A 23,158-nucleotide genomic window follows, 5' to 3' on the forward strand; every position below is an offset into this window, starting at 1 on the left:
TAGGGTGGATTGATATATGTTTTCTGGGGATTTGATTGACTTTCCTGCCATCCCTGAGTCGGCAAAATTTGCTATTCTGATTCCTACTGCAAGATGGGATTTTAAAGTTAGAGCTATTCTAGCTTCTTTGATTGGTGTTGCGGGTGGGGATGTTGTAGTTTTGATTTCTGATAACAGTGAAATCACAGAAAAGCATGAATTTTTAATGAATATAAAAAATATAAATAATAATATATTTTTCTATGCTCATAAAAAAAATATTGGCGCCATCGATAATTTTTATTTCCTCCATCAGTGGTGTGCCAATGTTGAGTTTAGTGCCATTATGGCTGACGATGATTTTGTTTCCCCGGAATATTATTTGGATGCCTATAATTCATTTTTGAAGAATGGGCGGGCATCATGCATATCTGCTGGTGCGGTTTTTGTTGACTTTGGTAATCGACAATTTCATAAAATTAATCAACCTACAATGGAAGGTGAGTGTCCAATTGATAGGATACGTTATTGGAACGGCTGGGCACCACGAGTTACTATGTACGATGTTAGTCGGCGAGTAACACTTAATCCGGCTATTGATTTTTTAATAAATACTCCTCTCCAAGGGCTCACCTTGATGGAGAGTATTTTTGAGCTAAGTAGATTATCACAAGGAGATTTCCATCAACTTTCAGGAAAGGGTTTCTTTGTTCATTATCCCTTTCATGGAGGAGGTGGCGGAGAGGAATTTGATAGGTTTTATAAATTGCTTTTCGAGGGCGTTGGATTAAAATTTCCAATGGTTTACTTCATGAAGCTTAGCACTGCCGTGCAGTGCGCTGTTTTTCTTCAAGGGAGGTTTTCTCCAATTGTTGATGAAAATCAAAAAAAGATATGTGCGCAGCATGTTTTTCGGCATTTGTTTTTTGATGGTTTTATTGCGGCCGATTTATCCAGGGATGGGGTTCGGATTTTTATAAGAGGTTTGCTTAAAGACAGCGATTCTGCTTTAGTTGGATTTGATTATTATTGTAATTTAAAAGATAAAAATTCAATTGAATTTGATTTTGGTTTTGTAAAGTGGTTCTTGGAGATAGTTAAGTTATTTGAATCTCCTGCTGAAGACGGGAAGGAACTGCTTTCGGAAAAATTTGCCAAATTTTGCGCAGATGCTTTGAATGTGGGTGTTTCGGCTATAGATCAAGCGGTTATCGGTAGGGATTCCAGTGCAATTTCGAGTGATGAAAGGGCATTGCAATGGTCTGTCCCCAATTGGATGAATGAGCGCGCTCCATCTGCCGCCCGCATTCTCGCCATTCAAGCCATGTTGCAAACCAACCCTGATGTGGGGACGCTGGGTGTTGCCGTGGTTGTGCCGGATGACTCAGACCCGCATGTTCTGGTCGATACCTTGGATAGCTTGGCCGCACAGCACAGGCCTGTAGATAGTATCTGGCTTATTGGCCCCCAGATTCCGCCTGAAGCAGTAGGTGGGATGGTTGAAGCCGTCATCGGCAATGAACCCTGGCCTGCGCTGTTGTCCCGTAAAATCGAGCAAGGTAGCGCACCTGATTTCCTATGGATTTTGTATGCGGGAGATCAACTGCTCCCTCATGCCTCTTTGACGCTGGGCGAATACCGCTTGCGCAATCCAGATCCTTTGATCTGGTATGCCGATGAAACCGTTTTGCAAAACGGTGTGGCGGCCAACCCGATGCTCAAACCCGATCTCAATATCGATCTGTTACGCAGCTACCCCTATGTTGGCCGGAATCTTGTGCTTAGTACTGCAATGATTCAGGCGGTAGGCGGGCTTGATGCGAGGGTGGCCGACCTAGCCCCGATCGATTTGGTCTGGCGCCTGGTCGAGCAGGCGGGTCCGCCTGTGGTGGGGCATATTCCCGAGGTCTTGCTGCATGCGTCGGTCGGTTTGATGGACTGGGTCCGGGATACGAGTACGCAGGTCTGGTCCCCCGTAGTGACACAGATGCACTTTGAACGCATGGGAGTAGATGCGCAAGTTCAGCTTGGACCTGCTTTGGGATTTTTCCGTGTGGAATATCCCTTGTCTGAGCGGCCCTTGGTGTCCATCATCATTCCAACACGCGATCACTTTGTCGTGCTGCGTGATTGCGTTGAAGGCTTGATGGAACATACCGCCTACCCAAACTACGAACTGTTGATCGTGGATAACGGTAGCGTGGATCAAGAGGCTTTGGGCTTTTTGTCCGGTCTGGAAGGCATGGGCACGAATCAGGTACGCGTGTTGCGTTGGCCACAAGCCTTTGATTTTGCCGCTATCAATAACTTTGCCGTTGAACAGGCGCGAGGCGATGTCTTGCTCTTTCTGAACAACGACATTCAATTTTCGCCTCAGACGCGCTCGGATTGGCTGGAACGTCTGCTGCGGCTGGCCGTGCGCCCCGAGGTCGGCATGGCTGGTGCTCGACTTGACTTGCCCGATGGTCAGGTTGATCAGTATGGCCTGGTGCTTGGATTGGATAATAGTGTGGGGGCGGCATTCCGGGGGATGGCCTCCGACGCACAGGGGTATATGTATCGTCTGGTTGTGCAGCAGAACGCCAGTGCGCTGAGCGCGTCGTGCCTGATGATGCGGCGGACGGTTTTCCAGGAATTGGGCGGCTTTGACACGCAGGCGTTCCCGGTGTATCACGCAGATACAGATTTGTCTTTGAAAGCGACGCAGGCGGGTTATCTACTGGCTTTGGAACCCGAGACCGGTTTGCAGCATATGGGTGGAGCCACCCGTTTGCTGAAGGAGAAATTCGGCCTAGAGGCTCATCCAGACGACGATCAGCGCGATCGCCTCTACGCCCGCTGGCTACCACAACTGGCGCGTGACCTGTATTACCATCCAGCATTTGATAAATCTATTCCCGGATTTAGTTTGAGTCGGGATGCTGCGCGGATTCACGACCCCTTGCCGGGGCGCCCCTTGCCAGTGGTGTTGGCCTCGCATTCGGATTGGCACGGTTGTGGTCATTATCGGATTCTTCATCCATTCCAGGCTCTGGCGGGTGAGTTGCGCACTGAAGGCGGTGTTAAATACCGGGATTTTCACTTTACAGATGTAGCGCGTATCCAACCGGATGTGATTGTGCTGCAAGGGGCTTGGCTCAATGAAGGTATTTTGACCCAGATCAGGCGTTACCGCGAGATTACCGGCGCCAAGGTTGTGCTGGAGTTTGATGACTATTTACCCAACATCCCGACCCGCAGCGCTTATCGCAAGACGTTTAAGCAAAGCTGGATCAAGCAGATGCGCCGGGCCATCGAGCAGGTGGATTGGCTGGTGGTATCCACTCCTGTGCTGGCTCAGGAGTATGCCGGGTTCCATGGTGATATCCGGGTCGCTCAGAATGGCTTGCTGCCTGCGTGGTGGGGGGGACTGGAGGGTCGTCGCCGTGCGGGCAAGAAGATGCGCGTGGGTTGGGCGGGCGGTAGCAGTCATACCGGAGATTTGGCTGAGCTCCGTGCTGTCATCAGAGATCTGCAAGACGACGTAGAATGGGTATTCATGGGCTCGAAGCCGGACGGTATTTCATGTGAGTTTCATGCTGGCGTCCCGATTGCGCAATACCCAGCCAAGCTGGCATCATTGAATTTGGACTTGGCGGTCGTGCCTCTGGAAATGAACCAGTTCAACCGCAGCAAGAGCAACCTACGCTTGTTGGAACTGGGCGCGTGTGGGGTACCGGTAATCTGTACAGATATCGAACCTTACCAAGGGGAGCTGCCTGTTTCACGCGTGCGCAATCGCCCTCAGGACTGGGTGCGGACGATTCGCGAGCAACTGGCAGATCCTGTGGCCTTGGCACAGCAGGGCGACGCGCTGTGCGATGCGGTGCTACGCGATTGGATGCTGGAGGGCGCTTTCCTGGATCAGTGGGTCCGTGCGTGGGGCGTGGCGCCTGCGGGGGAGCCCGAACCGCTAGCTCGGCAGGAGATCGTGGTGACGTCTCAGTCGGAATTGGTTGAGTCTGGCGCTGTGATCAAACCTCAGGAATCTGGTGCGTTAACTACAAATCCGACGGCAGCCCCCCTTCCTTCTGCTGCTGTGCGTGAAATGAGGGTAGCGAAGTCTCGGTCACCAAGCTCTGACTCAGAGGATCCATTGTCTCGTTGGCTGGCTAAGCGGGTATTCAGTCCAGCGCAATCCAGATTGTTGACTGAATATTTTTCTCAACAAGGCGGTATGCCCAAGGTTGCACTGTTTATTCAGTGGATAGAGCAGGATGCCGGCGCCTTGGCGCGTACGTTGCGTAGCCTGGAATCCCTATGTGACGGTTTTTCTCCGACGCAAATTTTTGTCGTCGGAGGGCAAGCGTCGAATTTACCCTCCACCATGCCACAGTTGCAGCATGCGCCCGCCGGCGATGCGGTTCAAGTGCTGGATGTCGTCAACCGCCTGGCGGGCGAACTGGCATGCGACTGGCTATTGGTCGTTGATGCGGGAGATGAGTTCACCTCCGCGGGCTTGCATATGCTGGCCCAGCATATATTGGCTGCGCCGGATACGCGCGCGGTGTATGGCGATGAAATGGCGCGCGATGCGTCGGGGCAGTTGTCGGCCTTTTTTCGCCCGGATTTCAATCTGGACTTATTGCGCTCGACACCCGCCACGATGGCGCGCCATTGGGTCTTCCGCCGGGATGTGTTCCTGAAAGCTGGGGGCTTTGACCCGGATTTTGGCGATGCGGCAGAATTTGATCTGTTGTTGCGCTTGATTGATAGAGGGGGGGTGGCCGGCTTGGCGCACATCGCGGAGCCTGTGTTGGTGACCTCGATGCCGGTCTTTGAAACCAAGGCATCCGAAGAAAAAGCGCTGCTGCGCCATGTGCGTAACCAAGGCTATGAGTATGCGGCGGTTTCCGCGCATCTGCCAGGCTGCTATCGGGTGCAATATGGACATCAGGAAAAGCCCGGTGTATCCATCATCATCCCGACGCGCAATCAGTTGCCCATGCTGCTGCGCTGCGTGGATAGTTTGCTGGAAAAAACCACCTATCAAAATTACGAGGTTCTGATCGTAGACAATGGCAGCGACGAGGCGGATGCCTGCGCGTGGCTGGATGGGATCGAGGCGATGAACAGCCCCCAATTGCGTGTGTTGCGCTACCCGTATCCCTTCAATTATTCAGCTATGAACAACCTAGCGGCCAGCCAGGCGCGGGGTGAATACCTGGTGCTGTTGAATAACGACACGGCCATTCTGCAGTCCGATTGGCTGGATGCCATGCTGAATCATGCCCAGCGCCCGGAGGTAGGTGTGGTGGGGGCCAAGCTTTTGTATCCTGATGGTCGCATTCAGCATGCCGGCGTTGTGTTAGGCCTGCGCGGGCCGGCGGATCACCCCTTTATCGGTGGCGATTCCAACCAGCCGGGTTACATGTATCGGCTGCAGGTGGATCAGGACTACAGCGCCGTCACTGCGGCATGCTTGATGATACGTGCGTCGCTTTATTGTGACGTGGGCGGGCTGGACGAAGGCGCGTTCAAAGTTTCCTATAACGACGTTGATCTGTGCTTGAAGGTGCGTGAATCGGGGCATCTGCTGGTCTGGACGCCTCATGCCGTGTTGATGCATGAAGGCAGCGTCAGCCAGAACAAAGTAGATATCACGGCGGTGCAGACCAAAATACAGCGATTCCGGGCAGAGCAGGATGCGTGTTATGCCAAGTGGATGCCGACCATTGCGCGTGACCCTGCGTACTCTCCGCTCCTGACCTTACAAGGGCATGGCTTCAGTGTGAATACGCGGGCGGAACTCAATTGGCAGCCGCTGCGTTGGCGGCCTTTGCCCGTGGTGCTGGCTGTGCCTGCGGATCGTCAGGCTAGCGGCTATTATCGGGTTGTGCATCCCGGCCGGACGCTGAATATCTCAGGTCTGGCGGCAATCGGCATTAGCGATCAAAGCGACCTACTGATTGAAACAGAACGCCTAGCTCCGGATACCGTAGTATTTCAGCGCCAGGTTCGGGTGGATCAGATTGATGCGCAGCAGCGCTTGGCGAAATTCTCCCATTGTTTTAAGGTGGCGGATCTGGATGATTACTTGCCCACTCTGCCTGGCAATAGCGCGTACCGAGAGCACCAACCCAAAGAAATCTTGAAGTTCATGCGGGAATCCTTGGCGCTGGTGGATCGTCTTATCGTGTCTACCGAGCCATTGGCGGAAGCCTTGAAGGGCTTGCACCCTGATGTTCGAGTGGTGGAAAACCGGCTTTTCGTGCCGGATTGGTCCTCACTATCCAGTTTGCGCCGACAGGGACGAAAACCGCGCGTGGGCTGGGCCAGCGGGTTGGATCATTACAATGATTTGGATCTGATCGTGGATGTGCTCAAGGCTTTGGCGGATGAGGTTGAGTGGGTCTTCCTTGGAGCTTGCCCCGATGCAATCCGGCGCTATGCGTATGAGTGGCATGCTGAAACCAGCATGGATGACTATCCTGCGCAACTGGCCAGCCTGAATCTTGATGTGGCCTTGGCGCCGCTGGCAGACACGCGCTTCAACCAATGCACAAGCAACCGGCGTGTGCTGGAGTACGGCGCTTGTGGTATCCCGGTCGTTTGCAGTGATGTGCAGCCTTATCGCGGCAATCTGCCGGTCACGCGGGTCAACAAGCCGCGCTTCAAGGATTGGGTGAATGCGATCCGCATGCATACGTATGATCTGGATGCGTCCGCCCAGGCAGGCAATGTCTTGCGCGATGCGGTGCTACGCTCTTGGATGTTGGATGAGAGACATGCGGAGACTTGGCGAGCGCAGTGGGTGGGGAATTGATACGAACTGAATCGGAGTTGGAGTACAAAAATTTTTCCAGCTGCCCCTAAAGTTCTCCGTTTCACCTCCGTTAACGAGGCAGAACAGGAGGTCACTCGGTTTGTCATCCTGGGCAAAAAGGGCGAATCCTTCGCCGAATCTCTTAGGAGTCTCTCATGGCTGTTATCAACACCAATTACCTCGCTCTGGTCTCCCAGAACAATCTGAACAAGTCCCAAAATTCCCTGGGTACCGCGATCCAGCGTCTGTCCTCGGGCCTGCGCATCAACAGCGCCAAGGATGACGCCGCTGGCCAAGCCATTGCCAACCGTATGACCGCCCAGATTCGCGGTATGACCCAGGCTGCCCGCAATGCTAACGACGGTATTTCGCTGGCTCAAACGGCTGAAGGCAACCTGAGCGAAATCAACAATAACCTGCAGCGTATCCGCGAACTGGCCGTGCAAGCCGCCAACGACGTAAACGGTACGGCCGATCGAACTTCCATTCAGGAAGAAATCAAGTCGCGTCTGGAGGAAATCGATCGCGTGGCTAAGGGTGCCAAGTTCAACGAGACCCAACTGTTGAACGGCACGGGCACCATCAACCTGCAGGTTGGTGCCAACACGACCGCCAATGACTCGATCGCCATTAGCACGACTGATGCGACGGTTTCGGGTCTGGGCATCAGTGGTACGGCGTCGGGCGGTGACGTGTCTACCAGCGGTAATGCGCAGACCATGATCAATGCGATGGATGCGGCTATCAAGAAGGTTGATTCGGCTCGTAGTACTCTGGGCACCTACCAGAACCGTCTGGAGTCCACCGTTGCCAACCTGAACAACACCATCACCAACCTGTCGGCCTCGCGTTCGCGGATCGAAGACGCGGACTACGCGACGGAAGTCTCCAACATGACGCGTTCTCAGATCCTGCAACAGGCCGGCACCGCCGTGCTGGCGCAGGCCAACCAGGTCCCGCAGACCATGCTGTCCCTGCTGCGTTAATTCGACGCTGCAGTCCGGGGCGGTTCCGGCCGCTCCGGGGTTTCAAGAACCACCAGGTCTTCCCTGGTGGTTTTTTTCTTTCCGGGTATCGAGTAAGCTCCAGCCATTTCCTATGTCCCATGCACACGGATGAATCCAATTCCATGACGGATCCAACGATTGCCCTGGTCATGATCGTCAAGAACGGTGCGGCCACGCTGCCCCGCTGCCTGTCCAGCGTCCAGGGCTGCGTCGACGAGATCATCGTGCTGGACACGGGCTCGACCGATGACACCGTCGCGATTGCCAGGCGCTTCGGCGCCCTGGTCCATCACTTCAAATGGGTCGATGACTTTTCCGCCGCGAGGAACGCGGCGCTGAGCCATGCTTCTTGCGACTGGATCCTGATCCTGGATGACGACAACTGGCTGGAATCGGGCCACGAGCAGTTGCGTCGGCTGGGTTCGGAACCGTTCCTGGGGCAAATCGCCATCGTCAATCGCTTCATGCAGAATGGCGCGATCCGCGAGTCCACGGAGTGGGTGACCCGGATTCTGCCGCGCGGCACGATGTATGCCGGCCGGATCCACGAACAGGCGGTCAACACCGCCGGACTCCCTTGGCGACGCCTGGATATCCGCGTGGGCCACGACGGTTACATGCCGGAGGGCCTGGAAGCCAAGAAAGGGCGCAACGAGGCCTTGTTGCGCTTGGCGCTGGAGGAATCCCCCGGGGATCCGTACTGGCTCTATCAGTTGGGCAAGGAACTGGCGATCTACGATCGTCATGCCGAGGCGTCCGAGCACTTTCTGCAGGCGATCGACCGGTCCGCGCAGGGTGATCCGTTCAGGCATGATCTGATCATGCGGTCGCTATACACGCTGAAGCAGGCCGGCCGTCTGGAGCAGGCGATCCTGCTGGCGGAAAACGAATTCGCCAACTGGCCCGATTCCCCTGATTATTTCTTCTGTGTCGCGGACGTCTTCCTGGATTGGGCGATCCGGTATCCCGCCGAGGCGGAATCCCAATTCCTGCCGATCGTGGAATCCAGCTGGCTGAAGTGCCTGGAGATCGGCGAACGCCCGGATCTGTCGGAATCCGTCGCTGGCCGGGGCAGCTATCTGGCCGCACAGAACCTGTCCGTGTTGTACGAGAATACCGGGCGGAAAGCGCTGGCGGCCGACTATCGGGAAAAGGCCCGGGAAATGCGCGGGGTGTAGGCCGCGGTATCCGGATCGTCCGTTGCCGGAGGCTGAATGGCGTGTTCCATGTCCTGCCTCAGGTCGGTCTGATGTCCCCATCCACATAAACCCAGACGCCTTCCACCCGCGTGAACCGGCTGATTTCGTGGATTCTGGAGGCGCGGCCTTGAATCCGCACCCGCGCGACGAATTCCACGATCTCATGATCGGCGTCGATCCTGTCATGGCGGCGCACGTCAAGCCCCAGCCAGCGTGCCCCCGCTTCGTTGGGTTCCAGCGCGGCCGGCCGGGTGTCCGGATGCCAGGTTCGCAGCAGGTAGTCCAGCTCATCCAGCACGTAGGCGCTGTACCGAGAGCGCATCAAGACCTGCGCGTCGGGCGCCTGCAGATACTGCGGGCCGTGGTGCCAGCGGCCGCAGCAGTCGGCGTAGGCGGCCGGAAGGCCGCAGGGGCAGGCGGCGGGGAGGGCGGAGGCGCGTTTCATCGTGGCGGGATGGCGGGTCGCGGCTTCTATTCCCCCGAGCGGATCCCCAGGCCGCGCTCCACCAGCCAGGCGCAGCCGAGCAGGGTGACGTTGATGGCCAGGTACAGGATGCCGGCGATGACGAAGGTTTCGACGATCAGGTAGCTCTGGCTCATCAGGCGGCGGGCAAAGCCGGTCAGCTCCATCACGGCGATGGTGGAGGCCAGGCTGGTGCCCTTGATGGCCAGCACCAGTTCGTTGCTGTAGGCCGGGAAGGCCTGGCGGATGGCCAGGGGAAAGCGGATGCGGCGGAAGATCTGCAGGCCGCTCATGCCGCAGGATGCGGCGGCGTCCAACTGGCCGGCGGGCACGGATTGCAGGCCGCCGCGAATGGCTTCGCTCATGTAGGCGCCGCTGTTCAGGGCGATCGCCAGGATGGCGCAGCGCGCACCGTCGGAAAACAGCCACCACAGGATGGGCTGGTCGTGCACGAACGCCAGGGTGCCGATGCCGTAGTACAGCAGGAACAGCTGGATCAGCAGCGGCGTGCCGCGAAAGACGGTGCTGTAGGCGAGGGCGGTGCCCGATACCAGCGGATGGCGCGCGGTGCGCATCAGCGCCGCGCCCAGACCCAGCAGCGAGGCGAACAGGATGGAGAACAGGCCGATGCGCAGGGTGACCCAGAAGCCTTCGATCAGGACCGGGACGGCTTTTTCAAACAGGTCGATCATCGTCCGGCCCCCCGCATGCCGCGCCCGAAATGGCGCTCGGCCCAGGCGAACAGCCCCTGGCTGCAGGCGCCGATCAGGAAATACAGGATGCCGGCCATGAGATACAGGGCCAGGGGCGCGCGCGTGGCGGCCGAACCCAGCACGGCGGCGCGCATCAGTTCGACCAGGCCGACCAGCGAGACCAGGGCGGTGTCCTTCAGGGCGGCCTGCCAGACGTTGTTGGCGCCGGGCAGGGCGTACCAGAAGAGCTGCGGCAGGGTGATGCGTCGCAGGCACTGGCGGCGGTCCATGCCGATGGCGCGGGCGGCCTCCAGTTGGCCGGGGTCGATGGCCTTGAAGGCGCCGCGGAAGACCTCCACGCTGTAGGAGCCCGAGATCAGGGCGATGGCGAGGATGCCGATCAGCATCGGAAAGACGGTGCTCATCAGGTCGTCCCATTCCAGCCAGTCGGCCAGGTCGGCGGCGGGTTGTACGGCTCCGAAGAACAACAGGTAGATGATGAGCAATTCCGGGACGCTGCGCACGATCAGGGTGTACAGGCTGACGAGCGCGCGTGCCGGACGGTTGGCGCCGGTCTTGGCGGCCGCGCCGGCGATGCCGATGGCCATGCCCAGGACGATGCCGCACACGCTGATGAAGACGGTCATGGCCGCGCCGCGCAGCAGCATGCCGCCCCAGCCGGCGCTCAGGATGTCGTGCAGGGTCTGAATCATGACGTTGATTGAAAACCCCAGGGCGGTGCCGGCGCGCGGCGATCGGCGGCCCTGGGGGAGTGGCGCCGGCCCGAGGAGGAACCGGCGGCGCGGTCAGGCATTACTTCTTGCAGGCGGCGTAATTGGACAGATCGACGCCGAACCACTTGGTGCTGGAGGCCTTGATGGTGCCGTCGGCGATCAGCTCGCACAGCGCCTTGTCCACCTTGGCTTTCAGTTCGGTGTTCTTCTGGTTGATGCCCGCCCCGATGCCCAGGCCCAGGATTTCCGGGTCGGCGCTGCTCTTGACCACGGCGTCGGCCAGGGCGAACTTGCCCTTGCCGGCGGTGTCCAGGAACTGGCTCTGGGGGGTGACTTCGGAGAAGGTCGCGTCCAGGCGGCCGGCCGACAGGTCCATTTGCATCTGGTCCTGGGTCTCGTAGGTCTTGAGCTTCAGGTCCGGAGCGTATTTCTGCAGGAAGGCGCCCTGGGTGGTGCCGCTTTGCACGCCCACGGTCTTGCCCGCCAGGCCGGCCATCAGGGCCTTGGGATCGGCGGCCTTCAGCAGGGCGTCGTTCTTGGGCAGGACGAAGGCCGAGTCTTCGGTGGCGTAGGGAATGCTGAAAGAGATCACCTTGGCGCGTTCCGCGGTGACGGACATGCCCGAGATCACCAGGTCGAAACGATCGGCCTGCAGAGCGGGGATCAGGCTGTCGAAGGCCTGGACCACGAAACGGCATTTCATGTCGAGCTTCTTGCACAGGGCGTGGCCGACGTCGGCGTCGAAACCGGTGACCTTGCCGCTGGCGTCGACCATGCTCCAGGGCGGGTAGCCGCCCTCGGTGCCGATTTTCAGCGTGGCGGCCGAAACCGTGGTGGCCAGGCCTGCAAGGCCGAGGGCGGCGCACAGCGCCGCCTGTCGTGCGATGGAAATCACCATGGACGGGATCCTAAAGAAAGGTGGGGACTGAAAAAAGTAATAGTAGTACATCGGGCGCCGCGATTCATCCGATCTGCACGACGGTCTCCGGGTAGCGCACCCGGCTGCGGCGTTGCGTGCCGAGGCTGTAGACCAGGGTCAGGGGCCCCAGCCGTCCGATGAACATCAGCAGGATCAGCACGGTCTGGCTGGGCAGGCTCAGGGTTCTGGTCAGATCGGGGCTGATGCCGGTCGTGGTGAAGGCCGACATCACCTCCATGACCACCGCGATGAAGGGCTGGTTTTCAAACAGGCTGACCAGAAAAATGCCCAGGCAGACCAGCAGGCCCGAGACCATCATCAGGGCCAGGGCCTTCTGGATGGTTTCCGGGGCGATGGTGCGGTGCATCAGCACGACTTCCTTGCGTTGCAGGATGTAGGCCCGGACGACCGCCAGCAGGACGATGAAAGTGGCGAGCTTGATGCCGCTGGTGGTGGACAGCGAACCGCCGCCGATGAACATCAGACCGGTGAGCAGAAAGCGCGAACTGTCATATAACTGGCCGACGTCCATGCTGGTGAAACCGGCCGTGCGCGCCGCAATGACCTGGGTCCAGGCCGCCAGGCCCTGGCTGGCGACCGGCAGCGCGCCCAGGGTGTGGGGGTTGCGCGCCTCGATCAGCCAGAACAGCGCGAAGCTGGCCAGGTTCAGGATCAGCGTGCCGATCAGCATCAGCCGCGTGTAATAAGCCAGCGAGGCCCAGCTGCGTTTCTGTTGGATGTCGGCCAGCACGCTGAACCCCAGCCCCCCGAGGATGATGCAGCCGGTGATGACGAAGGTGGTGACCGGATCCCCGGTGAAGCCCGCCAGGCTATGGGGAAAGAGCGACATGCCGGCGTTGTTGAAGGCCGATACGGCATGGAATCCGGCCAGCAGGAAGGCATGCTCCAGGCTGTCGTGACGCCACCACCACAGGGTCAGGATCAGGATGGCGGCACCCTCGATCACGAGGGAGAATTTCAGCACGGTCATCGCCGTCTGGCGGATGCGGGACACGCTGGTCTGGTTGAAGGCTTCCAGTGCCAGCGCCTGGTATTTCAGGCTGACGCGCCTGCCCAGCGTCAGGGTGGCGATGATGGCGAAGGTGACGAAGCCGATGCCGCCGATCTGCACCAGGGCCAGCAGCACGGCCTGGCCGAAGAAACTCAGGTCCGTGGCCGGGTCGATGATCATCAGGCCGGTGACGGTGACGGCGGATGTGGCGGAGAACAGCGCCTCGAATATGCCGAAGGGCTGACGTTGCGCGATCGGCAGGGAAAGCAGCGCGGTTCCGGCCAGGATCAGCAAGAGGAAGCTGCCGGCCAGGACGGCGGGCGGGCTGGCCTGCAATTGGCCGGTGTGGCGCGCCTGACGGTAGGCCCGCAGCGGGTGGATGTGAATGCGGGCCATGGTCAGTCTGGACGGTAGGAGGGGCGGGCCACGGATGTGCCGTTCAGATCAGCTTGGGCGCGGCGGTTTTCAGATCCTGCAGCGAGCCGAACAGGATCAGTGTGTCCTTGGCGCGCACGACGAACTGGTCCGTGGGCTGCACGGTGGTCTCGCTTCTGCGCTTGACGGCCAGGGCGTGGATGGCGCCCGGTGGGTCGGTGGTCAGCGCATCGCCCAGGGTGCGGCCGTCCAGTTGTGCGCTGGCTTCAATTTCGACCACGAACTCGCCGTTGCCCAGGGAAATGTAGTCGTTGACCATGGGGTAGCTGAGCACCTGGGCGATGCGGATGCCCATTTCGTCTTCGGGGTGGATGATCCGGCTGGCGCCCAGTTTGGCCAGGATCAGGTGGTGCGCGCGCGAGGAGGCCTTGACCCACAGGACCTTTACACCCAGCGATTTCAGATGCACGGTGCAGACCAGGCTGGCCTGGAGATCTTCGCCAATGGCGACCAGCACCACGTCGTATTCTGGCAAACCCAGTTCCGCCAGGGCGTCGCGGTCGGTGACGTCGGCGATGGCGGCGCGGGTCAGCCTGTCGGCCATCTGATCGACGACGCGGCTGTCGGCGTCCACGCCCAGGACCGAGTGACCCAGCCGCATCAGTTCCAGAGAGGTGGCGCTGCCGAAGCGGCCCAGGCCGATGACGGCGAATTGTCCCATGATGTTCCTTCGTGCGGGTCCCGGATGGCGTTTCCGCCATGGTCAGGGACGTGAAAATCTGGTAAAAACCCTGATGGATTTTCGTATGAATTTGATATCTGGATGGTGCGTTGCAGCAAATTACGATAGGGAATGCGCTGAACCAGCCCCGCTTTTTCCCGCATGATATGACAAGTTTGTTCGATCCGGTCAGGCTGGGTGAAATCGAACTGCCCAACCGTATCGTCATGGCGCCGCCGGCGGGCGGGTGGCCTGTGCAGCGTCGCGTGCCCGACGACGGCATGCGCGCGTACTACGCTCAACGCGCCGACGCGGGCCTGATCCTGGCCGGGGCCGCCTCGGTGTCGCCGTTGGGCATCGGGCATCCGGATACGCCGGGCATCTGGAATTCCGCCCAGGCGCAGGCCTGGCGGTCGGTGACGGACGCCGTGCACCGGCGCGGCGGGCGCATCGTCCTGCAGTTGTGGCATGCCGGGCGGGTATCGGACCCGGAATACCTGTCGGGCGAAATGCCGGTGGCGCCCAGCGCCATTGCTTGCGGCTTGGGATCGAGCCCTCAGGCCGATGGTTTCGTCGTGCCGCGCAGCCTGCGGCTCGACGAGATCCGGCGCGTGATCGCGGATTTCGAGCAGGCGGCCCGACACGCCTGGCAGGCGGAGTTCGACGGGGTGGAAGTGCATGCCGGGGACGGGTACCTGATCGACCAGTTTCTGCACGATGGCTCCAACGGTCGTCAGGACGACTATGGCGGCTCTGTGTGCAAACGCAGCCGCTTCCTGCTGGAAATCGTCGACGCCTGCGCCGGCATCTGGGGGGCGGGGCGTGTCGGGGTGCATCTGTCGCCGCGGGGCGATCGCCACGACATGCGGGATTCCGATCCGGCGGCGTTGTACCGCCACGTAGCCCGAGAACTGGGCAAGCGTCGCGTCGCGTTCATCTGCGTGCGAGAGCGCGAGGGCGCGGATGCGCTGACTCCGGTGATCCGGGACGCTTTCAGCGGCGCGTTGGTGCTGAGCGAGGGCTATGATCCGGATTCCGCGCTGCGCGCCGTCCAGGCGGAACGCGGCGAGGCGGTTGCCTTCGGCCGGGCGTTCGTGCGCAATCCCGACCTGGTCCGGCAGGTCCGGGACGGTCTGCCGCTGGTGCCGGAGGCCGCTGCGGGCTGAATCAGCCGGGCTCGCATTCGACCGGAGCACGAGGATGAGGCTGGACACGGAATAGTCCCCGCGGACTATTCCGAGCCTGTCGAATCCGAGCCGCTTGCAAGTCGCGAGGTGGGCAAAGCCGAAGACAGTGCTGTTGCACGGCGAGGCGAACCAGCGACGTGTGATCCGGCCGAATGCGGGTCCGGCTACAGCCGGGCGCGGACCTGGGCGGATACGGCGGCCATGTCGGCGCGGCCCGCCAGGGCCTTTTTCAGCTGGCCCATGACGGCGCCCATGGCGGCGCCGCCCTGCAGACCCTGGCCTGCGGCCTGGGCGAACGCGGCGTCGATGGCGGCCGCAATCTCCTCGGGCGAGGCGCCCTGGGGCAGGAATTCCCGCAGAATGTCCAGTTCTGCGCGTTCCTGGTCGGCGCTGGCGGTGCGGCCGGCCGATTCGAAGGCCGCGATGGACTCGCGGCGTTGCTTGACCTGCTTTTCGATGATCGCCAGGATCGCCGCGTCGTCGGGTTCGACGCGCTCGTCCACGGCTTTCTGCTTGATGGCGGCTTGCAGCAGCCGCAGGGTACCCAGGCGGGTGCTGTCGTGCGCGCGCATGGCGGTCTTGATGGCGTCGGATATCTGGCTGGCGAGCCCGGTGCTCATGAGGATTTCCTGTGAGGCGTGAAAAGCGGCATTTTACAACCGCCAGTCGTGGCGCTCGAGCGGCCGGCCGGCCGCGTCGTAGCCTTGTTCGCAGAAGAAAATCCGGCCGTCGGCGGCCCTGGCCAGCACCGTCGAGCAGCGGGTGCCGTAGTCCGGGCTGATGATGAAGGGGCTGCTCAGCAGGCGCTCACGCTCCAGTGCGAGGCCCGTGTCCGGCAGTCGCGCATCCTCGGCCGGTGTGGTGTCGCGCAGTCGTTCCAGGATCTTGTCGGGCGCCGATGCCCAGTCCGAGGGCGGCAGATCGTCCAGCGCGGCGCGCAGACGCGCGGCCTTGGGCCAGGGCGTGTCGAGCAGGTGGTTCGACAGCACATAGCGGCCGCCGCCCAGTTGGCGAGGCGCGCGCGCGGGGTCACGGTTGCCCAGGCACCAGGTCTGGCGCGCGTCGCCCACGATCAGATTGAAGCCCGCCCAGTCGTCCGCCCGGGCCGCGACTGCGGCGATCCAGGCGGCGGGGTCTTCCTCGCTCAGCAGGAAGTCGCGCACCAGCAAACCGCGCGAAGGGGCGCCGGGCGGCGTCGGATGCCCCGGCTCGCGGTAGTTGGTCAAGAGGGCGTGGCGACCGTCGACGGTCGCGCCCATCCAGGTGCCGCCACCCCGCAGGTCACACCCGGCGATCAGGCGCGGCGCTTCCGGCCAGGGGCCCGCCGCCCGGGTCGGGCGTGTGTGGAATTCGTCGCGGTTCGCGGCGATCAGCAGGGGCCATTCGGGATCCCCCAGAAAAAGGTAGGCGATGCACATGAGCGTGGGCCGGCGGGACAGAAATCCCGGAATATGGCCTTTTTTCGGTGGCTTGTAGCGAATCTTTCAATCGTATACTACTTTCGCGACCGCGCTGAGATCCGCTGGCGGCCGTCCCGGGGTGCGCCTTGGGAGCATCCGGATTGCGGCGGACAATAACAAAAGGCAGACATCATGTCACGGTCATTCAAGGCCTGGACGCGCACGACCGCGTTCAAATTTTCTTTATTCACTCTGTTGGCGATCATCGGCATCGTCGTGTTGACCGCCTCCTTTCTGTGGATGGAGCGCAATGCCCTGCTGCAGGAACGCCAGATCGGCGCGCGCCAGGCCGTCGAAACGGCGTACGGAGTGATCACTTATTACCAGCGCCAGGCAGAGAGCGGCGTCCTGACCGAAGAGCAGGCCAAGCAGCAGGCCATGGATGCCATCCGCGGCATGCGCTACAGCGGCCAGGAGTATTTCTGGGTCAACGACATGACGCCACGCATGTTGATGCATCCGATCAAGCCCGAGCTCGAAGGCAAGGACCTGGCGGGCATGAAGGATCCCAACGGCCTGAAACTGTTCGTGGCCTTTGTGGACACCGTCAAGGCCAGCCCGACGCACGACGGCTATGTCTATTATTTGTGGCCCAAGCCGGGCGTCGAGCAGCCCGTGCAGAAGGTTTCCTACGTCAAGGCATTCACGCCCTGGGGCTGGATCCTGGGTTCGGGCGTCTACCTGGACACGGTTGACGCCGTCGTCTGGGGGCAGGCCGGCGACTTCGCGCTGGCGGCGATCCTCCTGGCGCTGGTCCTGCTGGTCCTGGGCCGGGTCCTGTCGCGCCGCCTGGTGCGGCAGCTGGGTGCCGAGCCCGATGCCGTCATCCGGATCGCCGACCGGATGTCGCAAGGCGACCTGCGTGTGGAAATTCCGGTGCGTCCGGGCGACGAGGCCAGCCTGATGCACGCCATGCGGCTCATGCGCGACGGCATCGCCCAGGCCGTGGCCCAGGTCCGCCAGGGCACCGAGTGGATCGGCCAGTCCGTCGGCCAGATTGTCCACGGCAACCTGGAACTGTCGGCGCGCACCGAACAACAGGCCGCCTCGCTGCAGGAGACCGCCGCCAGCATGGAACAGATCACCAGCACGGTGGGCCACAACGCGGCCAACGCCCAGCAGGCCAACACGCTGGCGGCCACGGCTTCGGAAGTCGCCTTGCGGGGCGGCCAGACCGTGTCCCGGGTGGTCGAAACCATGGGCGAAGTCAACGCTTCGACGCGCCAGATGTCGGATATCGTCGGCGTGATCGACAGCATCGCTTTTCAGACCAACATCCTGGCCCTGAACGCGGCGGTAGAGGCCGCCCGGGCGGGCGAGCAGGGCAAGGGGTTCGCGGTGGTGGCCTCCGAGGTCCGCGCGCTGGCGCAACGGTCCTCGAACGCCGCCAAGGAAATCCGCGGCCTCATCGATTCCACCGTGCAGAGGATCCAGGCCGGCGCCGAACTGGCCGAGGGCGCCGGGCAGACCATGACCGAGGTCGTCTCCAGTGTGCGACGTGTGGCCGACATCATGTCGGAAATCACGCTGGCGAGCCGCGAGCAGGCTTCGGGCATCGAGCAGATCAACCTGGCCATCGGCCAGATGGATCAGGTGACCCAGCAGAACGCCGCGCTGGTGGTCGAGGCGGGCACGGCCGCCCAGTCCTTGAACGACCAGATGAATGGCCTGAGCCGGGCCGTCGGGGTCTTCCAGTTGAGCGGGCCGGGCGCCGCGCCCGCCTTGCCGCGGGAATGAAGCACGCGCGCCGGGTTCTGCGCGGCGCCATCGCGGCCACGCTGATTCTGGCCGCAGGCGCGGTCTGGGCTGGCGGCGATCAGGCCTGGACCCTGGACCGGGTCAGCCAGGGCTTGCAGGCGCTGGGCCGTGCGGTGGCGGTCCGCTACGAACCCGGTCCCCGGGGCCCGGAGGTGCCGGCCGCCGCCCGCATCACCCGGGTCTATGCCTCGCGGGACTTCGAAAGCTCCGCCCAGGTCGCCACCTTCTTGTGCTGGGGAACGGAACAGGGGCCGTGCGTGCCGCTGCGAGGACACAGTGTCGAAACGCATGCCTTTGACGGGCGCGCGGCGCATGGGCCGCTGCTGCTGGTGCATCGGGTCGATGGATGGGGCGCCGATCACCCGCCATTGTTCGTCCGGGGCACGGTGACGGTGTGGTTCGATGGCCGTTAGCTTCGTCGGCCGCGCGCCATCGGCTGAAAATATATCGGGTTATACTAGCAAGCTTACCTAGTTTGTAGGGCGCCTTGCGCCCGGAATGGCCGCCGAGCCGGGGATCTCAGACGGAAATCATGCAAAAGAACAGCTATAGCTACGACGAACTGCTGGCGTGCGGGCGCGGGGAACTCTTCGGGCCCGGCAATGCCCAACTGCCGTTGCCGCCCATGTTGATGCTCGACCGGATCACGCATATCGATGACAAGGGCGGCGCGCACGACAAGGGCCAGATCGTGGCCGAGCTCGACATCCGTCCCGACCTGTGGTTCTTCGACTGCCATTTCCAGGGGGATCCGGTCATGCCGGGCTGCCTGGGACTGGACGCCATGTGGCAATTGGTGGGATTCTTTCTGGGCTGCTGCGGCGGCCAGGGACGGGGCCGCGCCCTGGGTGTGGGCGAAGTCAAGTTCACCGGCCAGGTCCTGCCTACCGGCAAGCTGGTCCGATATACCATCGACATGAAGCGCGTCATGATGCGCAAGCTGGTGATGGGGATCGCGGACGCCCGCATGGAAGTCGACGGCCACGAGATTTACGTCGCCCATGATCTGCGCGTGGGTCTGTTCACCCGCACGGACAATTTCTAGGAGGTTCGATCATGCGTCGTGTCGTCGTCACCGGCATGGGCATCGTGTCCAGCCTGGGCAACAACCAGTCCGAGGTCCTCGACAGTCTGCGCCAGGGGCGCTCCGGCATCAGCTTCCAGCCGGAATACGCCGAGCAAGGCTTGCGTTCGCACGTGGCGGGTTCGGTGCGTCTGGACGCGCTCGGCCTGATCGACCGCAAACTCGGCCGCTTCATGGCCAACGGCCACGCTTATGCCTGGCTGGCCATGCAGGAAGCCATCCAGGACGCCGGACTGACGCCCGACCAGGTATCCAATCCGCGCACCGGCCTGATCGTCGGTGCCGGGGGCGCTTCGCATTCCTCGATCAATGACGGCATCCAGACGCTGCACGAAAAAGGCGTGCGCCGCGTCGGTCCCTACATGGTCACCAAGGCCATGGCCAGCGGCGTGTCCGCCTGCCTGGCCACCGGCGCCCAGATCAAGGGCGTGAATTATTCCATCAGCTCGGCCTGCTCGACCAGTGCGCATTGCATCGGCAACGCGGTCGAGCAGATCCAGCTGGGCAAGCAGGACATCGTGTTCGCCGGCGGCGCCGAAGAAGAACACTGGTCGTTGTCGTTCATGTTCGATGCCATGGGAGCGCTGTCCACGCGCTACAACGAGACACCGGAACGCGCGTCGCGCACCTATGACGCCGAACGCGACGGCTTCGTCATTTCCGGCGGCGGCGGCATCCTGGTGGTCGAGGAATATGAACACGCCAAGGCGCGAGGCGCCCGCATCCTGGCCGAAATCGTCGGCTATGGGGCGACCTCCGACGGCTATGACATGGTGGCGCCGTCCGGCGAGGGCGCGGCGCGCTGCATGCGCCAGGCGTTGACGGATGTGACCACGCGCGTGGATTACATCAACACCCACGGCACCAGCACGCCGGTGGGCGATGTCAAGGAACTCGAGGCCATCCGGGAGGTCTTCGGCGACGACCAGCCCTGGATCGCCTCCACCAAGTCCCTGTCCGGCCACGCGCTGGGCGCGGCGGGCGTGAACGAGGCGGTCTACACGCTGTTGATGATGCAGCATGGCTTCGTGGCCGCCTCGGCCAACATCGACACGCTGGATCCGGCGGCCGATGGCATGAACATCTTGCGCGAAACCCTGCCGCAGGCTCGCATCGAGACCGCATTGTCCAACAGTTTCGGCTTCGGCGGCACCAACGCCACCCTGGTGTTCTCGCGCGCGGGGCTCTGAACCCGCTTCCCGGGACCGTTCCAGTTCGCACCATCACGACGGCCCGCCGCGCCCCTCAGCGCGGCGGGCCGTCGTGATTTTCAGCGGACCCGATCCCGGACGACGGTGGCGCGCACCAGCGCGTTGCGGCCCGCCGCCCAGCCGGCCAGCGCCGTGCAGAGGCCGAGCGCGGCCACCAATCCGGTCGAGGCCCGGAAATCGCCCGTCCAGTCGTGCAGCACTCCGATCAACAGGGGGCCGCCCGCGGCCAGGACGTATCCCGTCGTCTGGGACATGCTGGAGAGATGGGCGGCCACGTGGGCGTCACCGGAGCGCAGCACGATCAGCATCACGGCCAGGGCGAACAGTCCTCCCTGGCCGACGCCCTGGATCAGGGCCAGAGGCCAGATGGCCCCGCGCGGCCCCAGGATCATGCCGGTCAAGGCCAGGGTCGCCGAGGCGGACAGCAGGACGGCCAGGCCGCGCTGATCCCGGCAGCGCGAGGCCACCACGGGCGTCAACAGGCAGGCGGCGACCTGCACGAGAATCGACATCGAGGTCACCAGGCCGGCCTCGGTGCCGCCCAGGCCGCGATCGCGCAGCATCGGCGCCATCCAGCCCAGCACACAATAGGCCAGCGCCGATTGCAGGCCCATGAAGAGCGTGACGGCCAGGGCCAGGCGATCGCGTCGCAAGCCCTCGACCGGCAGAATATGACGCCCGCCCGCCGGGCGACCGGAAGCGCGCAGGGCGATGGGCGTCCAGGCCGCAAGCGCCACCAGGCCCGGGACGGCCCACAGGGCCAGGCCCAGATCCCAGCGGTTGCCCAAGGACCGGGTGAGCGGCAGCGTGACGGCTGCCGCCAGGGCGGCGCCGCCCACGAGGCTCATGGTGTAGAGGCCGGTCATCAGGGCCGCGCGGTCGGGAAAATCGCGCTTCACCAGGCTGGGCAGCAGCACATTGCCCAGCGCGATGCCCGCGCCCGCCAGGCCGGTGCCCAGGAACAGGCCTGCGATACCCAGGACGCCACGCAGCGCCGTGCCGGCGATGATCAGCGCCAGCACCAGCGCCAGGGTACGCTCGATGCCGGCGCGCTGTGCCAGGCGGGGTGCGAATGGGGCGAACAGTCCCATGCACAGCACGGGTAGCGTGGTCAGGTAGCCGGCCTGTGCGCCGGACAGGTGCAGGGCCTGCTTCAGTTCGGGCAGCAGAATGGCGGTGCTGGGAAAAAGAGGGCGCAGGTTGAGGGCCAGCAGCAGCAGGCAGGCCGCCGTCAGCCAGGCACCGGGTCGTTTCATGTCGAGCGGCGCCGCGTGTCGGGCAGGAAAAAGGCCGCCAGGCCAAGCAGAGGCAGAAAAGCGCACACATGGTAGACGAAGGCGATGCTGGTGGCGTCGGCCAGCCTGCCCAGCGCGGCGGCGCCGATGCCGCCCATGCCGAAGGCCAGGCCGAAGAACAGGCCCGAGACCGTGCCGGTCTTGCCGGGCATCAGTTCCTGTGCGTAAACGACGATGGCGGGGAAGGCCGAGGCGATCATGAATCCGGCGCAAAAAACCAGGATCAGTGTCCAGTGCAGATTGGCGTAGGGCAGGGCCAGCGAGAAGGGCGCGGTGCCCAGGATCGAGGCCCAGATCACACGCTTGCGCCCGATGCGGTCGCCGATCGGACCGCCCGTCAGTGTCCCCGCGGCCGCTCCCGCCAGGAACACGAACAGGGCGTATTGGGCTTGCTGGATGTCCAGGCCGAAGCGGTCGATCAGGAAGAAGGTGAAATAGCTGTTCAGCCCGGCCAGGTAGAAATACTTGCTGAAGATGAGCAGCAGCAGGATGAGGATGGCACCGCGCACCTGGCGCGGCGACAGGCCGTTGTCGACCTTGCCCAGGGACGCCCGGCCGCGCAGGCCGGACAGGTTGGCGGCATACCAGCGGCTGACTCCGATCAGGATGCAGATGCCGAGCAGGGCGGCCAGCGACACCCAGGCGACGCTCCCTTGGCCGTGAGGCACGATCAGCAGCGCGGCCAGGAGGGGGCCGATCGAGGAGCCGATGTTGCCGCCCACCTGGAAGATCGATTGGGCCAGGCCGTGCTGGCCGGCCGAGGCCATGCGCGCCACCCGCGAGGACTCCGGATGGAAGACCGAGGATCCGGCGCCCACCAGCGTGGCGGCCAGCACCACCAGCGGGAAACTCCAGGCCTGGGATAACAGCAGCAGGCCGCAGCAAGTGAAGCCCATGCCGACCGGCAGGGAATAGGGCATGGGGTGGCGATCCGTGAATCGCCCCACCAGCGGCTGCAGGAGCGAAGAAGAAAACTGGAAGGCCAGGGTGATGATGCCGACCTGGGCGAAGCTGAGGTCGAAGCGGCCCTGCAGCACCGGATAGATCGCCAGCAGCACCGACTGCATCATGTCGTTGAGCAGGTGGGTCAGGCTGATGGCGCCCAGGACGGGAAAGGCGACGCCGGGTTCGGGCCGGACCGTGCCGGATGGCGCCGTGGCGAGGGTGTTTTTCATGAGATTGAACGGGCGATGATACCCAATGGATTGTACGCCGGTCCGCTTCATGCGCCGGACGTGATGGACACCATGCCGCGCG

Annotated in this window: 18 protein-coding genes; 8 read left to right on the forward strand and 10 right to left on the reverse strand. The window is 62.3% G+C overall.

Translation table 11 applies throughout. From position 1 onward, the window contains the following. Positions 1-16: 16 nt before the first annotated feature. From O4H32_RS09605 to O4H32_RS09615, 3 genes are all read left to right on the forward strand, one after another. Positions 17-6,784 carry a glycosyltransferase gene (locus O4H32_RS09605; RefSeq protein ID WP_269358634.1) on the forward strand — a complete coding sequence of 2,256 codons (6,768 nt, stop codon included), beginning with the start codon at positions 17-19 and terminating at the stop codon, positions 6,782-6,784. Positions 6,785-6,939: 155 nt separating this feature from the next. Continuing rightward, positions 6,940-7,770, forward strand: coding sequence for a flagellin N-terminal helical domain-containing protein (locus tag O4H32_RS09610; RefSeq protein ID WP_269358636.1), 831 nt, complete (start codon positions 6,940-6,942; stop codon positions 7,768-7,770). Positions 7,771-7,913: 143 nt separating this feature from the next. Continuing rightward, entirely contained in the window at positions 7,914-8,969 is a 1,056-nt protein-coding gene (locus O4H32_RS09615) for a glycosyltransferase family 2 protein (protein ID WP_269358638.1), read from the forward strand. Positions 8,970-9,027: 58 nt separating this feature from the next. Here O4H32_RS09615 and O4H32_RS09620 read toward each other — a convergent pair whose 3' ends face one another. The 6 genes from O4H32_RS09620 to O4H32_RS09645 form a co-directional block, all read right to left on the reverse strand. Continuing rightward, positions 9,028-9,435 carry a YchJ family protein gene (locus O4H32_RS09620; protein WP_269358640.1) on the reverse strand — a complete coding sequence of 136 codons (408 nt, stop codon included), beginning with the start codon at positions 9,433-9,435 and terminating at the stop codon, positions 9,028-9,030. 26 nt (positions 9,436-9,461) lie between these two features. Beyond that, a complete protein-coding gene (locus O4H32_RS09625) occupies positions 9,462-10,145 on the reverse strand; it encodes an ABC transporter permease (protein ID WP_269358641.1) in 684 nt (227 codons plus the stop codon). Continuing rightward, on the reverse strand, positions 10,142-10,858 hold the full coding sequence (locus tag O4H32_RS09630) for an ABC transporter permease (protein WP_269358642.1): 717 nt from the start codon (positions 10,856-10,858) through the stop codon (positions 10,142-10,144). Before O4H32_RS09630 ends, O4H32_RS09625 begins: the two co-directional genes overlap by 4 nt. Positions 10,859-10,958: 100 nt before the next feature. Beyond that, the gene (locus tag O4H32_RS09635; protein WP_269358644.1) at positions 10,959-11,777 is read right to left on the reverse strand and encodes a transporter substrate-binding domain-containing protein; all 819 of its coding nucleotides are present in this window, start codon (positions 11,775-11,777) and stop codon (positions 10,959-10,961) included. Positions 11,778-11,841: 64 nt separating this feature from the next. Next, positions 11,842-13,206, reverse strand: a complete 1,365-nt coding sequence (locus O4H32_RS09640) for a TrkH family potassium uptake protein (RefSeq protein WP_269358645.1) — start codon at positions 13,204-13,206, stop codon at positions 11,842-11,844. A gap of 43 nt (positions 13,207-13,249) precedes the next feature. Then, on the reverse strand, positions 13,250-13,906 hold the full coding sequence (locus O4H32_RS09645; RefSeq protein ID WP_269358646.1) for a potassium channel family protein: 657 nt from the start codon (positions 13,904-13,906) through the stop codon (positions 13,250-13,252). A 176-nt stretch (positions 13,907-14,082) separates the two neighbouring features. Between O4H32_RS09645 and O4H32_RS09650 the strand changes: the two genes are divergently transcribed. Further along, positions 14,083-15,072 carry an alkene reductase gene (locus tag O4H32_RS09650; RefSeq protein ID WP_407932642.1) on the forward strand — a complete coding sequence of 330 codons (990 nt, stop codon included), beginning with the start codon at positions 14,083-14,085 and terminating at the stop codon, positions 15,070-15,072. A gap of 185 nt (positions 15,073-15,257) precedes the next feature. Here O4H32_RS09650 and O4H32_RS09655 read toward each other — a convergent pair whose 3' ends face one another. After that, complete coding sequence (locus tag O4H32_RS09655) at positions 15,258-15,713, reverse strand: GatB/YqeY domain-containing protein (RefSeq protein ID WP_269358648.1); 456 nt, start codon at positions 15,711-15,713, stop codon at positions 15,258-15,260. A gap of 33 nt (positions 15,714-15,746) precedes the next feature. Continuing rightward, positions 15,747-16,511, reverse strand: a complete 765-nt coding sequence (locus tag O4H32_RS09660) for an NRDE family protein (protein WP_269358650.1) — start codon at positions 16,509-16,511, stop codon at positions 15,747-15,749. Positions 16,512-16,685: 174 nt separating this feature from the next. Here O4H32_RS09660 and O4H32_RS09665 point away from each other — a divergent pair, with 174 nt between their 5' ends. The 4 genes from O4H32_RS09665 to fabB all read left to right on the forward strand — a co-directional run bounded on the left by O4H32_RS09665 (position 16,686) and on the right by fabB (position 20,585). Continuing rightward, positions 16,686-18,290: a methyl-accepting chemotaxis protein gene (locus O4H32_RS09665; RefSeq protein ID WP_269358652.1), complete on the forward strand. Its 1,605-nt coding sequence runs from the start codon at positions 16,686-16,688 to the stop codon at positions 18,288-18,290. After that, a complete protein-coding gene (locus O4H32_RS09670) occupies positions 18,287-18,724 on the forward strand; it encodes a flagellar protein FlhE (RefSeq protein WP_269358654.1) in 438 nt (145 codons plus the stop codon). The genes O4H32_RS09665 and O4H32_RS09670 overlap by 4 nt, the downstream gene beginning before the upstream one ends. A gap of 119 nt (positions 18,725-18,843) precedes the next feature. Next, positions 18,844-19,356, forward strand: a complete 513-nt coding sequence (gene fabA / locus O4H32_RS09675; RefSeq protein ID WP_269358656.1) for a 3-hydroxyacyl-[acyl-carrier-protein] dehydratase FabA — start codon at positions 18,844-18,846, stop codon at positions 19,354-19,356. Between the two features lie 11 nt (positions 19,357-19,367). Then, entirely contained in the window at positions 19,368-20,585 is a 1,218-nt protein-coding gene (gene fabB, locus O4H32_RS09680) for a beta-ketoacyl-ACP synthase I (protein WP_269358658.1), read from the forward strand. A gap of 80 nt (positions 20,586-20,665) precedes the next feature. On the opposite strand, the gene O4H32_RS09685 is transcribed toward fabB, so the two are convergent. Both O4H32_RS09685 and O4H32_RS09690 read right to left on the reverse strand, forming a co-directional pair. Further along, positions 20,666-21,862 (reverse strand): CynX/NimT family MFS transporter, encoded by a 1,197-nt coding sequence (locus tag O4H32_RS09685; RefSeq protein WP_269358660.1) that lies wholly within the window; start codon positions 21,860-21,862, stop codon positions 20,666-20,668. Beyond that, complete coding sequence (locus tag O4H32_RS09690) at positions 21,859-23,076, reverse strand: MFS transporter (protein ID WP_269358662.1); 1,218 nt, start codon at positions 23,074-23,076, stop codon at positions 21,859-21,861. The genes O4H32_RS09685 and O4H32_RS09690 overlap by 4 nt, the downstream gene beginning before the upstream one ends. Positions 23,077-23,158 lie beyond the last annotated feature (82 nt).

The sequence above is a fragment of the Castellaniella denitrificans genome (genome assembly GCF_027214045.1).
GTDB classification, from domain to species: domain Bacteria; phylum Pseudomonadota; class Gammaproteobacteria; order Burkholderiales; family Burkholderiaceae_B; genus Castellaniella; species Castellaniella denitrificans_A.